This window comes from Sorangium sp. So ce1335 (assembly GCF_051521615.1).
In the GTDB taxonomy this organism is placed as follows: domain Bacteria; phylum Myxococcota_A; class Polyangia; order Polyangiales; family Polyangiaceae; genus Sorangium.
This window is the reverse complement of record NZ_CP150363.1, coordinates 6,297,517-6,313,658: the sequence shown is the minus strand read 5'-3', so window position 1 is coordinate 6,313,658 and position 16,142 is coordinate 6,297,517. Positions and strand designations below refer to the sequence as shown.

Here is a 16,142-nt window from a genome sequence, read left to right as displayed (position 1 = left end):
CCGCGCAGCCCGGATGAAGGGCACGGTCGAGGACGTCGTGGCAGGGGGCCGCGCGTCCCGGCGCTCCCGGGGTGTGTCCCGGCTGCCACATCGCGCGCCCGGCCTCCGCGGCGGACAGGCCCCTTGCGCCCGCGGCATCCCCATTGCTGAGTCGTGGCGACATGCTCGCCGCCCCGCGCCTCCGGTTCGCGCCCGCAGCCCTCGCCGCCATCGCCCTCAGCCTCGCGTGCGTGCAGGGCGCGCGCGCACCGAACGTCCCGCCCCGCGGCACGCTCGCCCCGGGCGCGCTCGACCCGGGCGGTAAAGCCGACGAGGGCCCGTTCGCGGTGGTGTTCGGCGCGCCCACAGGGCAGACGACGAGCCCCGCCGAGATCAGCCTCGTGTTCAACCGGCCGATGCGGCCGCTCGACCTCGCCGGCGGCGAGGCCGCCGCCCCCGCCATCCTGAAGCCGCCCGCGCCGGGGCAGTGGCGCTGGGTCGGGACGAGCGGCCTGACGTTCGCCCCGCGAGGACGCCTGCCGCGCGCCACGGCGTTCACCGTCGAGGTCCCGGCGGGCACCAGGGCGCTCGACGGCAGCGAGCTCGCCCAGCCGTACGTGCTCACCTTCCGCACCGAGCTGCCCAGGGTCGCGCGCGTCGAGCCGTGGTCGGGCAAGGACGACCTCACGCCGGACACGCGGTTCGAGCTCCGGTTCAACCAGCCGGTCGACGCCGCCGAGATCGCGCGGAGCGTCTCGCTCACGGCCGGCGGCCGCGCGGCCAAGGTGGCGTTCGACGTCCGGCGCCCCGATCCGAAGAACGAGCTGCTCGCCGAGCTCGTCCCGCGCGGCCCGCTGCCGCGCGACAGCGAGATCGAGCTCGTCGTGGCCGGGAGGCTCCGCGGCCGCGAGGGGCCGCTGCCCGCCGGCGAGGAGCAGCGGTTCTCGTACCGCACCTTCGGGCCGCTCCGCCTCGCGGACGTGCGGTGCGACGACGACACGCCGCAGCGGCGCTGCGCGGCCGAGGGCGGGCTCACGCTCCTCTTCTCGAACCCCGTGCGGTTCGCGGACGCGAAGCGGGCGATCTCGATCGAGCCCGCCGTGAAGCCGAGGTGGCCGTCGTGGATGCAGGACGAGGACTTCACGAGCCACATCCCGATCGGCGGCGCCTTCGCGCCGGGGCGCACCTACGAGGTGCGCATCGCCGCCGGGCTGCGCGACCAGCACGGACAGGCGCTCGCGGGCGCCGTCTCGCACCAGGTCGCGTTCGGCGACCGCTGGCCCGAGGCGCAGATCGGGCTGACCGGGAGCGTCTTCGAGCCGGCCCAGCGGCGCGAGATCCCCGTCGTGTCCGTGAACGTGCGCGAGCTCTCGCTCGCCGTCGGCGCGATGACCGAGGACGCGGTGCTCGCGCTCGAGGCCGACCCGAACAGCCCGGGGCGGAGCCCGAAGCTGAGCGAGATCGCGGCGCTGCCCTCCGGCAAGCGGTCCGTCCTGCGCCCGGCCGCAGCGACGAACACGCCCGCGACGCACCTCGTGCGCGCCAGCGAGGTGCTCGGCGGCGAGGGCAAGCGCGGGCCGCTGGCGATCGGGATCAGCTACACGGCGCGGCCCGGGACGCGGAACGCGCGCACCGCCTCCGAGGCGGTGATCGCGCAGGTGACCGACCTCGGCATCAGCGCGAAGGTGTCGCCGCACGGCTCGCTCGTGTGGGTGACGCGCCTGTCGACGGGCGCGCCCGTGCCGGGCGCGCGCGTGTGGATCCGGACGCCGGGCGCGGGCGCGCCCGCGGCGGTGATCACGGACGCCGAGGGGTTCGCGACCGTCCCGCCGGAGGTGTACAGGCCGGAGACCTCGTCGAGGCCGGAGCGCGGCGTGATCTTCGCGCGCTCGGGCGACGACTGGACGTACCGCCGCGTGGCCGACGCGCTGAGCGGGTGGCGCTTCGGCGCGCTGTCGGACTTCGGCGAGGCGCGCCCGTTCGGGATGGTGTTCTCCGATCGCGGCATCTACCGGCCGGGCGACACGGTGCGCGTGAAGGGGATCTTCCGCGAGGAGGCGGCGCGCGGGACGAAGACGCCCGCCGGCAAGCGCGTCGCGTTCAAGGTCGAGGGGCCCGACGGCGAGGCGCTCGTCTCGCTGACGCCGGCGCTCGGCCCCTTCGGCACGTTCTCGGCCGACGTGAAGATCCCGGAGACGGCGCGCCTCGGCACGTACAGCCTCGCCGCCACGGTGCAGGGGGGCGAGGCGGGGTGGCCGGACGTGACCGGCAGCGTCGAGGTCGCGGAGTACCGGCCCGCCGAGTTCAAGGTCGGCGTCGAGAGCGACAGGCCGAGCTACGTCCGCGGCGACAAGGCGCGCTGGATCGCGCGCGGCGACTACCTGTTCGGCGCGCCGATGACGAACGCGGAGGCCAGGCTGTCGGTGACGCGCGGGCCCGCGGCGTTCATGCCGCCGGGGCTCGAGGGGTTCACGGTCAGCGAGGACGAGCTCACGGACGCCCTGCCGGACCGGTCGCCGCGCGAGCACGAGGTGCAGAGCGCGCGCGACAGGCTCGACGCGGCCGGGCAGGCGGCGATCGGCGCGACGCTCGCCATGCCGGGGCAGCGCGGCACCGAGCTCGTGACGTGCGAGGCGGAGATCACCGACGTGTCGCGGCAGGCGATCGCCGGCAGCTCGACGGCGCTCGTCCACCCGGCGGAGTTCTACGTCGCGCTCAAGGAGCCGGAGCGCTTCGCGAAGGCGGGCGACGTGCTCCGGCCGGAGATCCTCGCGGTCGATCCGAAGGGGGCGCGCGTCGCGCAGGTCCCCGTCCGGGTGGAGCTCGTCCAGCGGACGTGGACGCTCGCGCGCGAGGGGAGCGGCAGCGCGTACCGCAGCGTGAGCGTGCCCGTCGACAAGGTCGTCGCGCGCTGCGGCGTGACGACGGCGGCGGCGCCGCGGAGCTGCGAGCTCACCGTCCCGTCCGGGGGCTACTACCTCCTGCACGCGACGGCCAAGGACCGCCGCGGCAACCCCGTCGGCGCCGCGACCGGGATCTACGCGCTCGGCGAGGGCGGCGGGGGCTTCGGCGACAGCGACCAGCTGAAGGTCGAGCTCGTCCCCGACCGCGAGAGCTACGAGGTGGGGCAGACCGCCCGCGTGATCGTGAAGTCGCCGTTCGCCTCGGCGGACGCGCTCGTCACCGTCGAGCGCGCCGGGATCTCCTCGCGCCGGCGGGTGAAGCTGTCGGGCGCGATGCCGGTGATCGACGTGCCGATCACGGACGACCTCCGGCCGAACGCGTTCGTCTCCGTGCTGCTCCTGCGCGGCCGCACGAGGCCGCCGCCCGCGCCCGCCAAGGGCGGCGCCGCGGGGCCCGACGTCGGCGCGCCGGCGTTCCGCCTCGGGTACGCGCCGCTCCGCGTGAACCCCGAGGCGCAGCGGCTCGCCGTGCGCGTCCGGCCGGACAGGGCGGACGCGCGGCCCGGCGAGCCGATCCGCGTGGACGTCGACGTCCGCGATCGCGGCGGCCGGCCCGCCCGCGCCGAGGTGACGCTGTACGCCGTGGACGAGGGCGTGCTGTCGCTGACCGGCTACGAGACGCCGGATCCGATCCCCGTGTTCGGCGCGCCGCGCAGCCTGAAGGTGGCGACGATCGAGACGCGCGACGCGCTCGCCCGCGTGCGCAACCCGTTCGCCGATCTCGGCGCCGACAAGGGGCGCGCGGGCGGCGGCGGCGCCGCGGGCGGCACGGGCGTGCGCCGCGATTTCCGCCAGAGCGCGTACTACCACCCGGCGCTCGTCACCGACGCGGCCGGGCAGGTGCGCGCGAGCTTCAAGCTGCCCGACTCGCTGACGACCTACCGGGTCATGGCGGTCGTCGTCGCGGAGGACGACAGGTTCGGCTACGGCGAGTCGCGCGTGACCGCGAGCCAGAAGCTGATGGCCCGCCCGGCGCTGCCGCGCTTCCTCCGCGCCGGGGACGCGATCGACGCGGGCGTCGTCGTGACGTCGAAGGGGCTCGCGAAGTCGACGGTCGAGGTGGAGGTCGCCGCGTCGGGGCTCACGCTGTCGGGGAGCGCGAAGCGCGCCGTCGAGCTCGCGCCCGGCGCGTCGACCGAGGTCCGCTTCGCGCTCGCGGCGCCGAAGGCCGGCCCGGCGACGCTGCGCTTCCGCGCGTCCGGCGGCGGCGCCGAGGACGTCGTCGAGGTGACGCGCGAGATCAAGGCGCCGGCGTCGCTCGAGGCCGTCGCGCTCTACGGCGACACGACGACCGCGAGCGCGGAGCGGCTCGGGGACCTGTCGGCGATCCGCGACGACACCGGCGGGCTCACGGTCAGCCTCTCGCCGACCGCGCTCGTCGGCCTCGGCGGCGGCGTGGAGCAGCTCCTCGAGTACCCGTACGGGTGCACCGAGCAGCTGACGAGCCGCATGGTGCCGCTCCTCTCCTTGCGCGATCTCGCGAAGGCGTACGGGATCGCGCTGCCGAAGGACCTGCCGGCGGTCGTCGGCAAGACGGTGCGCGAGATCCTCTCGCACCAGCGCGGCGACGGCGGCTTCGGCTTCTTCGCCGAGTCCGACCGCCCGGATCTCTGGACCAGCGCGTACGCGCTGTGGGGCCTCACCGAGGCGAAGCGCCACGGGGTCGCGGTGCCGGCGGACGCGGTGGAGCGCGCCGTCTCGTTCGTGCGCGGCGCGCTCAACGAGGCCGGCGACGACCCGATGCTGCGGGCGACGGCGCCGTTCATCGTCGACGTCCTCGCGGCGAGCGGCGCGCCCGATCCGGGGCGCGCGAGCCGGCTCTTCGAGGAGCGCGACAGGCTGCCGCTCTTCTCGAAGGCGCTCCTCGCGCACGCGATGGTGATCGGCAAGGGCGACAGGGCGGCCGTGGATCAGCTCGTGCGCGAGATGGAGGGCGCGCTGCGCCTCGACGGGCCTGTCGCGCGGGCCGTCCACAACCACGGCGACGCGTACGCGGTCCTCATGGACTCCGAGGCCCGCACGTCGGCGCTCGTGCTGCGCGCGCTGCTCGCCGCGCGGCCCTCGCACCCGCTCGCGCCGCGGCTCGCGGCGGGCCTCCTCGCGGACCGGCGCGGGGGCACGTGGCGCAGCACGCAGGAGACGGCGTGGGCGCTGATCGCCCTCGACGACTACCGGAAGGCGCAGGAGAAGACGGCGCCCGACTTCGACGCCCGGGTGTTCCTCGGGGAGGTCGAGCTGTTCTCGGCCCCGTTCCACGGGCCGACGACCGAGCAGGTGCGGACGTCGATCCCCGCGGCGCGGCTCGCGAGCGCGGGCGGCGCGCCGCTCGCGTTCTCCGTCGACGGGCGGGGCCGGCTCTTCTACGAGGCGCGGCTCCGGTACGCGCGAAAGCAGCTCCCGACGGCGCCGCTCGACCGCGGGTTCTTCATCGAGAAGTCGCTCCGCGCGCTCGCGCCCGAGGACCTCGCGGCCGCGCTCGGCGGCGCTCCGCCCGGGGGCGCGGCGGGCGCGGCGACCTCGTCGCTCGCGTTCGCCGGCGGCGACCTCGTGCTCGGCGAGATCGTCGTCGTCGCGCCGTCGCCGCGCGACTTCGTCGTGATCGACGACCCGCTGCCGGCCGGCCTCGAGGCGGTCGACGCGCGGCTCGCGACGTCCGCGCGCTCGCTCGACGTCGACGCGATCGAGGCGGATGCGTACGACCCCGACGTCGACCAGGCCGACCTGCGCGCGACGGGCCGCATGTACGAGCCGAGCCGCTTCGTCCGGGAGATCCGCGACGACCGGGTCCTGTTCTTCGTCGATCACATGGCCGCGGGCATGTACCGGTACCGGTACCTCGCGCGCGCCACGACGCTCGGCTCGTTCGTGGTGCCGCCCGCGCGCGCGGAGGAGATGTACAGCCCGGAGGTCTTCGGCCGGACGGGCGCCCTCTCGGTCAAGGTCTCGCCCCGGGGGACGGACGCGGCGAAGGTCTCGCCCCGGGGGACGGACGCGGCGCCGCGTCCGCGCTGATCCGTGCGCGCGCCCTCTCCGCCCTGGACCGGCCGCCTCAGGCGCTGGCTCGCGCGCTGGCTGGCGCAGGAGCGCGCGCGGTGGCTCGCGCGCTCGCCCCTGCGCGTGCGCCGCGCGGCGCAGGTCGCGCTCGCCGCCCTCGTCGCCCCGTGGCTCCTGCTCGCCCTCGCCGCGGCCCTCACGCCGCTGCCGCAGGAGCTCCGGGCGGCCCAGGACCACGCCGTGTCGACCGTGCTCCTCGACCGCCACGGCACCGTGCTGCGCGAGCTCCGCGCAGGGGACGGCGCGCGCGCGCGCTGGCTGCCGCTCGACGAGGCCGGCGATCGCATCCAGCGCGCCCTCCTCGCCGCGGAGGACCGGCGGTTCGCGCGCCACCCGGGCGTCGATCCGATCGCGATCGCGCGCGCTGCCTTCCAGCTCGCGGCGGAGCGGCGCGTCGTCTCGGGCGCGTCCACGATCACGCAGCAGCTCGCGCGCACGCTCGCGCCGCGCCCCCGGACGGTGCGCGGCAAGCTCGGCGAGATGGCGCTCGCGCTGCGCATCGAGGCGTCGCTCTCGAAGCGCGAGATCCTCGAGCAGTACCTGAACCGCGTCGCGTTCGGCCCGGGCCTGCGCGGGGTCGAGGCCGCGAGCCGCTTCTACTTCGACAAGCCCACCGCCGACCTGTCGCTCGCCGAGGCCGCCGCGCTCGCCAGCATGCCGCGCGGCCCCGCGCTGTACGACCCGCGCCGCGGCACGGGGCCGCTCCTGCGCCGCCGGGACCGCGTCCTCGATCGCATGCGCGCGGCCGGCCTCGCCGGCGAGGCCGAGGTGGCCCGCGCCCTCGCCGAGCCCATCGCGCTCGCCCCGAGGGGGAGCGGCCTCGGCGCGCCGCACCTCGTGCGCGCGGTCCTCGGCGGCGCGCTCGGCGACGGCGCGCCGCCGCTGCGCGGCCGGGCGAGCGCGATCACCCTGACGATCGACCGCGGCCTCCAGCGCGAGATCGAGGTGCTCGCGCAGCAGACCGTCCGCGGCCTGTCGGACCGCGACGTCGGCGCCGCGGCGGTGGTGGTGCTCGAGAACGCGACGGGCGAGATCCTCGCGTACGTCGGCTCGCACGACATCGACGACGTCGCCGGGCTCGGCCACAACGACGGCGTCCTCGCGCTGCGCCAGCCCGGCTCCGCCCTGAAGCCGTTCGTCTACGAGCTCGCGATGGAGCAGCTCGGGTTCACCGCCGCGACCGTCCTGCCCGACGTCGAGCTCTCGTTCCCGACGGCGAGCGGCAGCTACGCGCCGCGGAACTACGACGGGCGCTTCCACGGCCCCGTCCGGCTCCGGGACGCGCTCGCCAGCTCGTACAACGTCCCGGCGGTCTGGACGGCGGCCGCGCTCGGCCCCGACCGGGTCCTCTCGCGGCTCCGCGAGCTCGGCCTTGGCTCGCTCGACGGCGAGCCGTCGCGCTACGGCGTGGCGATCGCGCTCGGCGACGGCGAGGTCCGCCTCCTCGATCTCGCGAACGCCTACGCCACGCTCGCGCGCGGCGGCATCCACCTGCCGGTGCGCGCGGTGCGCGAGGTGCGTACGGGGGCAGGCGCGCCGTCGCCCTCGCCGAGCGCGCCTCCCGCGCGGGGCGCGCGCGTGCTCGACGCCGCGCGCGCCCGGGTGATCGTCGACATCCTCGCGGACGACAAGGCGCGGCTCGCCTCGTTCGGCGGGGGCAGCGCGCTCGAGCTGCCGTTCCCCGTGGCCGCGAAGACGGGCACGTCCAAGGGGTTCCGCGACAACCTCGCGGTCGGCTTCACGCCCGACGTCACCGTCGCCGTCTGGGTCGGCAACTTCGACGGCTCGCCCATGGGCGGCGTCAGCGGCATCACCGGCGCGGGCCCGCTGTTCCGCGACGCCATGCTCGCCGCCGCGCGCGTCCGCCCGCCGCGCCCGTTCGACCCGCCCGATCCCGACCTGATCGCCGAGGTCGAGGTGTGCGCGCTCTCCGGCATGACGCCGACCGCCGCGTGCCCGCACCGCCGGCGGGAGATCCTGCCGCGCGGCGACGCCGCGGCGCTCTCGCCGTGCGACATGCACGAGATCGTGCGCGTCGACCGCCGCAACGGCCTGCGCGCCGGCGCCTGCCCCGACGCGGTCGTCGAGGAGCGCGTCGTCGAGCGCCACGACGCCGAGCTCACCGCGTGGGCGCGCGCGGCCGGCCGGCCCCTCGCCCCCGACGAGGCCTCGCCCCTCTGCGGCGCGCCCCCCGGCGGCGGCAGCGCGGCCGCCGCCGGCGCGCGCGTCCGGGTCGCGTACCCGCCGGACGGCGCCCGGTTCGTCCTCGACCCCTCGGTCAACTCGCTGCAGGCCATCCGGCTGCGCGCGGACGTCCCCCCGGGCGTGCGCCGCGCGCGCTTCGTGCTCGACGGTCGCCCGATCGAGGTCGGCCCGCCGTTCGCGCTCGACTGGCCGCTCGTCGCCGGCGCGCACCGGCTCCGCGTCGAGGCGGACGGCGCCGCGGCCGGCGAGGAGATCGCGTTCACGGTGGAGTGAGCGGCGGGGGCGGGGAGGGGCGCCGCGCCCCCGCGCCGCCCTCGCGCCGCGGCGCCATCGCCGCCGCCCGCGCCGCGGCGGTCACCCGAAGATCGGCAGGTCCTCTTCCTCGGAGAGCGGGAATCGCTGCACGAGCGGATCGTCCGCGATCCCTGCGAGCTTGCGCAGCGCCTTGTGGATGTGCCCCGGCTTGATCCGGACGCCGCCCTCCTTCGGCTGGAGCGTCACCGGATCGACCTCGAGCGGGTTGTGCCGCTCGTCCGTCGCGCCGATCACGCGGTTCCCCTGAATGCCCGCGCCGGCGAGCATCATGCTCGTGATGTTCCAGTGATCCTTGCCGTTGCCCTCGTTGTAGCCCGGGGTCCGCCCGAAGTCCGAGCCCACGACGACGACGATCCGGTCGGCGATGCCTTGCTCCTCCGCGGCGGTCAGGAGGAAGTCGATGCCGTCGCAGATGTTGCCGAGCCGCGGGATGTGGCTGTCGTCGTGGTTGCCGTGGGTGTCGAAGCCGCCCGCCGTCAGGTTCGCGCTGACGCAGATGCCGGCGCGGTAGGCCGCGAGCGCAAGCTGCGCCTGCCGCCGCAGCGAGGCCTGCTCGAACGACTCGGGCAGGTACTGGATGAGCTGCTTGAGCTCGTTCTGCCCGACGCGCGATGTGAACAGCGTGCTCATCGCCTGCTTCACGTGGGGCAGCCGCTGCTGGTCGAGCCGCGCCGCGTGCCGCGCCTGCCGCGCCTCCAGGATGCGCGTCATCGTGGCCTCGGTGTGATAGCCCTCGCGCCGCTCGGACGACGGATCGATCACGTTCGGGTACGCGAGCCGCTGGAGCAGGCCGGTGTCCGGCACGCGCGTGACGGCCACGACGTTCGCCGTCGTGTCGTAGCCGCCGTTGCTGATGAACCCCATCGGCAGCGCGCCGCCGTGCACGCCGGCGACGAGCGCCGCGAACCCGGGCTTGCCCTCGCGGAGCGTCCCGCACCACGTGTTGCGGACGCCCGCGTCGTGGCTGTTCGTCTCGGTGTCGATGCCGTTGATGATGAGCAGCTTGCTGTAATGCTTCTTGAAGAACTCCGCGTTGCCGCCGACCGGCGCGTACCGGATGTTGCCGGCGGTCCCGATCTCTGCGTTGAGGTAGCTGCGGTTCATCGCGTCCCGCGTCTCCTGCTCCTCGGCGCTCATCGCGCCCTTCGGGTCGCAGAGGCTCGTCGGGTCCCACCCGCCGCTCGCGTGGATATGGATCCAGAGAGGACCGGAGTAGGGGCCAGCCGCCGCGGCGTCCCTCGACAGCCCGCCCGCCGCGACGACGCCGAGGCCCGCCATCGATGCCAGTTTGAGGAAATCTCGACGTTCCATGGCTGCTCCTACTGGTAAAGGAACCTGAAGTCCGACAGGAGATAGGTCATGACGCTCATCCACGCGCGGACCGTGTAGTTTTCGTCCCGCGTGAGCCGCTGCTCCTCGGGCAGCCCCTCGCGGGTCCAGTAGTCGTTGTTCACCTGGCAGGCGCCCGGCAGCGAGCGCGAGAGCCGGCCCTCCTCGCCCTCGGCCTTCGCCATGCCCGCCTTGCCCTCCTCCCACGTCTCGAAGAAGAGCTTGTAGGCCCGCTCGATCTCGGGGTCGTCGAGCTCGAGCGACTCGCCGAGCACCCGCTTGTGCAGGTGCTGAATGTTCTTCTTGATCGCCTCGATGGCCGGCAGCACGTCGAAGCCGTTCGTGTCCCGGGGCTCGAACGTCGTCTCGACGTACGGGAAGAGCAGCCGCTCCTCCTGCGGGAGGAACAGGTCGCGCGGCACCGAGATGCACGCCATCTCGTTCGCCATCCGGTCGGCGACGTTGGCCATGATCCCGTTCGGCTCCGTGATCCGCTGGATCACCTCCTCCGAGTCGATGCCGCCGTAGAGCAGGCGGTAGGCGTCGCGCCGGAGCAGGTAGTCGTAGCGGCTGCCGTCGTCCTCGAACGCCCTCGGCCGCCACGGGTACCCGGTCACCGCCCAGATCTTCCGGTGGAGCTGCTCGGGCCCGAGGAACCGGGTGCCGCCGAGCTGCGTCAGCGCCTCGCCCCGGGACGACGGCTGCGCGACGTTGCGCGCGCGGAAATAGGGGCTCTTGACGATGGCCTTGACGACGGTCTTCAGGTTGAAGTCGCTGTCGGCGAAGTCGCGCGCGATCGCGTTGAACGCGTGGTACTGCGCGAGGTACGCCCGGAACTTCGCGCTGAACTCCGGATCGTCGTTCGTCGGCGCGACGAGCGGCTTTTGCCCGGTGAGCCCGGTGTACATGGTGTAGACGGCCGAGAGCGCGAAGCGCGGGTCGTCCGCGACGCGCTCCGCGACCCACGAGAGCGCGCTCGGGAACTCGCTGTAAGGCACCGACTCGGCGCCGAAGCCCGGCGGCCGCATGTCCTCGTACCAGGTGTCGTCCGCCCTGTACCGGCCCTGCGAGTCGAAGCTGTGGAATCCGCCGGACAGCGGGTCCAGCGCGGCGTGGCAGACGGTGCACGCCGCGTTGTTCATCGTCGGGTTGAAGTCGGTGATCTTCGTCTGATCGAGCGGCTGCTCGGCCGTCTTCAGGATGTCGGTGCCGAGGAAGTACTGATAGACCACCCGCGCGCGGTGCCGGTTCCTGTTGGTGCTCGTGGTCGGGTGTCGGTTGAGGAAGACGGGGGAGGTGAGCACGCCCGCGAGCGGGATCGGGTCGCGCTTCACCGGGACGAACTCCTCCGGATCCGCGTCGTTCTGGAACTCGGCGGTCACGCCGTACGCCTTCGCCGAGAACGGGTTCACGACGGTGTAGTCGGCGGTGAGGACCTCCTTGAACGACCTGTCGTTGCGCACGATGTACGCGATGAGCTCGAGCGGCTCCCGGCCGATGGCGCGGTTCGTCCAGCTCTTCAGCTTGTTGATGGCGTCCTCGAGGTCCCGCGCGCCGTATTTCTCGACGAGCGCCGGGTCCTGCGGGAGGCTCGCGTACCACTTCGGGTCGTACGCGTCGCTCCTCAGCAGATCGACGGCCGCCTCGCCGTTCAGGTAGCGGTCGGTGAGGAAGAGATCGTTGTAGATCTCCATCAGCCGCACGTAGAACGCGTCCTCCGTGAGGAGCTGGTCGAGGATCGGGTCGAGCGCGTCCATGCCGCTCTGGGCGACGGCCTGCTCCTCGGCCTCGGTGGGGAGGCGCCCGGCGATCTCCAGGCTCGCCGCGCGGAGCGTCTCCTGTGGCCCGCTCATCACGACGCCGGCGAAGGACGCGTTGACGTCCGTCTCGCAGGACGAGGGGCTCTTCGTGCGCTCGACCATCTCGCGGAGCGCCTCGTACTCGGGGCCGTCGACGTCGATGACGTGGCCGCCGCCGTGATCGATCGTCTTCGTCGGCTTGAGCAGCACGTACGACTCGCCGCTGAGCTCGAGCCCCGCGAGCGACTTGAACGTCGCGAGGTTCCTGTCGAGGAAGCCCGCCTCGCTGCTGCCGGCGAGGATCAGCTTGGACTCCGCCGCCTGGCCCTGCGGGTTATGGCAGCCGATGCATTTCGTCGAGAGGATGGGGACCCACACCTTCTCGGCGAAGAACTGCTCGTCGGAGATGCACGGGCCGTCGGCCTCGCTGCTGCAACCGGTGGACACGGTGGCGAGCGCGCCCGCCCCCGCGGAGAGCCCCAGGAACGCCAGGGCCGTCACGGCGCGCTTCCGGAGTAACCATCCTGTTCTCGGCATAAGCATCCTCGTCGGGGGCGCCTCTCCGGCGCCCCCGCGTTGAGGGGACCGGGAGAGCGGAGCCCCGAACCGCGTTGATCGAAACACACACCGACAGACCCGAGGTGGGCTGTCGCGCAACGACGCCCGACGAAGCGAACGGGACAATCGCCCGCTCCATCTTCTGCGTAGCCACGTAGTCTAACCTCAGTAGGGCCTCTCCCGCCACGCGCTCAGTACATCCATTGATCCAAATTGTTCCGGCCTGCCTCTCGTGACTTTGAAGTTTTTCGACGAGAGGCCGCGTCTCATCGGGAAGTCGCGTACCCGGTGTGTCCAGGTGGGCGTCTCTGACCATGGAGAGACGGGAGCGTACGGAGATGTGGTCAAGAGCGGGGAAATCGAATAACCGTTGGATATGAGCTCGACGAGGGATGCGACCCGCGCTCGCGCGGTTCAGTGGTTCGTTCGCGGGGGGACGCTGCGGGCAGCGGGCCGGGATCCGGTCAAGATCGGCATCGCGCCGGTCGTGGTGGGGCGCGATCCGAGCTGCGGTGTGGTCGTCGACGATCCGGAGGTCAGCTCGACGCATTGCGAGCTGCGCGCCGAGGGCCCCGGCGTGCTCGTCCGCGATCTCGGCAGCAAGAATGGCACGTTCGTCTCGTCGGTGCGCATCCGCGAGGGGATCTTGACGGCCGCGTGCGCCATCCAGGTCGGCGGTTCGGTGCTCGGCTTCGAGCCGCTCGAGAAGGAGCGGGTCGACGTCGGCTTCGACGAGAGCTTCGGCCCGCTGATCGGGGCGTCACCGCGGATGCGCCACCTCTTCCGGCTGCTGCGCGAGGTCGCGCCGACGGAGCTGTCGCTGCTCATCACGGGCGAGACCGGCACGGGCAAGGAGCTCACGGCGCAGGCGATCCACGACAGCTCGAGCCGGCGCGGGGGGCCGTTCGTCGTCGTGGACTGCGCCTCGCTGCCGGGCGCGCTGGCCGAGAGCTTCCTGTTCGGGCACGAGCGGGGCGCGTTCCCCGGCGCGAACGATCGGAAGGCGGGCGCGTTCCACGAGGCGAACCGCGGGACGATCTTCCTCGACGAGATCGGCGAGCTGCCGCCCGAGCTCCAGCCGAAGCTCCTGCGCGTCCTCTCGGAGCAGAAGCTGAAGCGGGTCGGCTCGCGGGTGCACGAGCCGATCGACGTGCGGATCATCGCGGCGACGCGCCGCGATCTCGGCCGCAGCATGAACACCGGGCGCTTCCGGAGCGACCTCTTCTTCCGGATCGCGCAGATGCGCATCGAGCTGCCGCCGCTGCGCGAGCGGCGCGAGGACATACCGCTGCTCGTCGCGAGCGTCTGCGAGCGCATGGGGTGCCCGGAGCGCGCCGTGGAGATGGTCAATCTGATCACCACGACGCTGGGCCAGCACGATTTCCCGGGCAACATCCGCGAGCTCATCAACGTGACGAGCGTGGCCACGAGCCTGCCGCCCGGCGCCGAGGCGATCGCGGCGATCCTCCCCCTGGAGGGCGGGGGCGACGTCGTCGCGCCGACGTCGGCCTTCGGCGAGGCGAAGCGGAGCGCCGTCGCGGCGTTCGAGCAGCGTTACTTCAGCGACCTGATCCGCGCGACGGGCGGCAACATCAGCGAGATGGCGCGCCGCGCCGGCATGGAGCGCCACCACGTGCGGATGTTCCTGCGCAAGCACGGGCTGACCGCGAAGCAGTGACGCGGCATACGTAGTTGGGCCGGGCCTCTCTGCTCCAGGCCCCAGGGCTCGTCCCTCGTGGGAGATCGAGAGAGAATTTGAACCACAGAGGCACAGAGGGCACAGAGGGGAGAGAAGAGATAAAAATCTCTTTCTTCTCTCTCCTCTGTGCCCTCTGTGCCTCTGTGGTTTTTTCTCTCTGTTCTCTTCAGGAGGGTTGACGTCCAGAGCAACAGACGGGTTGAACCCGCCTGAGACGAGCAGAATTTCGAACCGCCAAGGCGCCAAGGGCGCCAAGATCTCGTCTTTTTCTTGGCGTCCTTGGCGCCTTGGCGGTTCATTTCTCGCTCGGTGCTCTAAATTCCCGATCCTGATTCGGGAACGCCAGCAATTCCAAGCGCTTGAACGGAAAGCTTGCAGGTCGGCCTCTCCGTGCGCTCGTGGCCGCTGTGAACGAACCCACCACGAGGAGGAGAGGCCGATGGGGAGAATGTTCTTCGGCTTCGTTCCCGGCACAAGCGGGTGCTCCAGCAGCGAGCCCGAAAAGCGCGGGACGGGGCCTACCGAATCCGCTGCCTGATTCTGCTGAGGTTGGACGCCGGAGCGACGCCGGCACGTATTGCAGAGGAGCTCCAGGTCGCTCGCTCGACGATCAGCCGGATCCGCTCGCGCTTTCTCGCCGAAGGACTTGCGGGCCTACGCGACCATCGCGCACACAACGGTCAGCGCAAGGTTTCTGCAGCGCACCGGCGGCGACTTGAGCAATTGCTCGACGCGAGCCCGCAGGACTTCGGCTGGGCACGGCCGACGTGGACGCGCGAGCTGCTGGCGCTCCAGCTCGAACGCGACACCGGGCTACGCCTGAGCGTCGGCCACATCGGTCGGCTGCTGCGAGCGATGGGGGCGCGCCGCAAGCGCCCCCGTCCCGTCGTCCGCTGCCCGTGGCCGAAGGCGCGCGAGCGCCGCAGGATCGGAGCGATCCGCAAGCTGATCTGCAGCCTGCCCCGCGACGAGATCGCGTTCTACGTCGACGAGATGGATGTCGATCTCAACCCGCGGCTCGGGCTCGACTGGATGCGGCGCGGTCGGCAGAAGCGTGTGCTCACGCCCGGCAACAACCAGAAGCGCTACGTCGCTGGCGCGCTGACGATCGGCTCGGGCAAGCTGACGTGGGCGTTCGGCGCTCGCAAGAGCAGCGACTTGTTCATCGCGGCGCTGGCCACGCTGCTGCGCCGCTACCGGCGCTACCGGCGGCTGCACGTCATCGTCGACAACTTCGGCATCCACACGAGCAAGAAGACCCGAGCATTCGTCGAGGCCGCGGGAGGCAAGCTCGTGCTGCACTTCCTGCCGCCGTATGCGCCCCAGTACAACCGCATCGAACGTGTCTGGAAGCAGGTCCACGACAACGTCACCCGCAACCATCGGTGCGCGAGCATCGACCAACTCGTCGAGGAGGTGGATGATTGCCTGGAGGCCCTCTCCCCGTACCCGGGGTCGTCCGCGAGCCTGCGGCCTGTGGTCAGCTCGCCCGTTGCCGATTCGGGATCGGCTATTTAGGCGCCGCCGGCTCCCCCGGCGCCGCCCGCGCCGGCGCCGCTGCCGCCCGCGCCGCCGCTGCCGGACGGGTCGCCGCCAGTGCCGGCGCCGCCCGCGCCGCCCGCGCCGCCGGCGCCGCCCTCGCCGCTGCTCGTCGTGGCGGTGGTCGTGGCGGCGTCGCCGCCGCAGCGCTCCACGTCGCGGCAATCGGCGCAGGAACAGCCCTCGTAATACTCGGCGCACGAGCCGTTGTCAGCGCAGTGGTCCGTGCACCGCGGGGTGTCGGTGCAATCGGGGCAGGTGCAATCCTCGTTCAGGCCGCACGCGTCGTTGTTGTTGCAGCCGCGCCGCGGGCTGCACTCGGCGACGCTGCCGGCGCAGTCCTGACAGGTGCAATCCTCGCTGTCGGGGGCGTCCGGGCGCAGGTCGCAGACGCCGTCGTCCTTGCAGTGGCCGAGGCAGCTCGCCGAGCCGGCGCAATCGGGGCAGCCGCAGCTCTCGGGGACCTGGGCGAGGATCGTGCACCGCCCGTCGGGGCTGCCGCCGAAGCAGCCGAATCCGAGCGAGCCGCCCGCCCCGGCGACCGTCGCCGCCGCGGTGCTCGTCGTCGTCGCGTCGGGCGTCGGATCGCTCGAGCAGCCGCCGCTCGCGGCGAGCCCGAAGGCGATGGAGGAGGTGAGGAGGGCAAGAAAGACACGCATGCCCCAGAGCATCCCTCCCCGGAGCGCGTCACGTCAACACCGC

General features: G+C 73.0%; 7 protein-coding genes. 4 read left to right on the top strand and 3 right to left on the bottom strand.

Annotated elements, in window-relative coordinates; genetic code table 11:
* Window positions 1-161 precede the first annotated feature (161 nt).
* Together WMF24_RS23300 and pbpC are read left to right on the top strand one after the other, a co-directional pair.
* Window positions 162-5,954: an MG2 domain-containing protein gene (locus WMF24_RS23300; protein WP_437738637.1), complete on the top strand. Its 5,793-nt coding sequence runs from the start codon at window positions 162-164 to the stop codon at window positions 5,952-5,954.
* 3 nt (window positions 5,955-5,957) lie between these two features.
* Window positions 5,958-8,474 carry a penicillin-binding protein 1C gene (gene pbpC, locus WMF24_RS23295; RefSeq protein ID WP_437738636.1) on the top strand — a complete coding sequence of 839 codons (2,517 nt, stop codon included), beginning with the start codon at window positions 5,958-5,960 and terminating at the stop codon, window positions 8,472-8,474.
* Window positions 8,475-8,555: 81 nt separating this feature from the next.
* Here the strand turns inward: pbpC and WMF24_RS23290 are convergent, their stop codons facing one another.
* Both WMF24_RS23290 and WMF24_RS23285 read right to left on the bottom strand, forming a co-directional pair.
* Window positions 8,556-9,827, bottom strand: coding sequence for a DUF1501 domain-containing protein (locus WMF24_RS23290; protein WP_437738635.1), 1,272 nt, complete (start codon window positions 9,825-9,827; stop codon window positions 8,556-8,558).
* Between the two features lie 8 nt (window positions 9,828-9,835).
* Complete coding sequence (locus tag WMF24_RS23285; protein WP_437738634.1) at window positions 9,836-12,145, bottom strand: DUF1588 domain-containing protein; 2,310 nt, start codon at window positions 12,143-12,145, stop codon at window positions 9,836-9,838.
* A gap of 433 nt (window positions 12,146-12,578) precedes the next feature.
* Between WMF24_RS23285 and WMF24_RS23280 the strand changes: the two genes are divergently transcribed.
* Entirely contained in the window at window positions 12,579-13,880 is a 1,302-nt protein-coding gene (locus WMF24_RS23280; protein ID WP_437738633.1) for a sigma 54-interacting transcriptional regulator, read from the top strand.
* 501 nt (window positions 13,881-14,381) lie between these two features.
* Window positions 14,382-15,419: an IS630 family transposase gene (locus WMF24_RS23275; RefSeq protein WP_437729744.1), complete on the top strand. Its 1,038-nt coding sequence runs from the start codon at window positions 14,382-14,384 to the stop codon at window positions 15,417-15,419.
* Here the strand turns inward: WMF24_RS23275 and WMF24_RS23270 are convergent.
* Entirely contained in the window at window positions 15,416-16,099 is a 684-nt protein-coding gene (locus tag WMF24_RS23270) for a hypothetical protein (protein WP_437738632.1), read from the bottom strand. The two genes, WMF24_RS23275 and WMF24_RS23270, sit on opposite strands and share 4 nt — an antisense overlap.
* Window positions 16,100-16,142 lie beyond the last annotated feature (43 nt).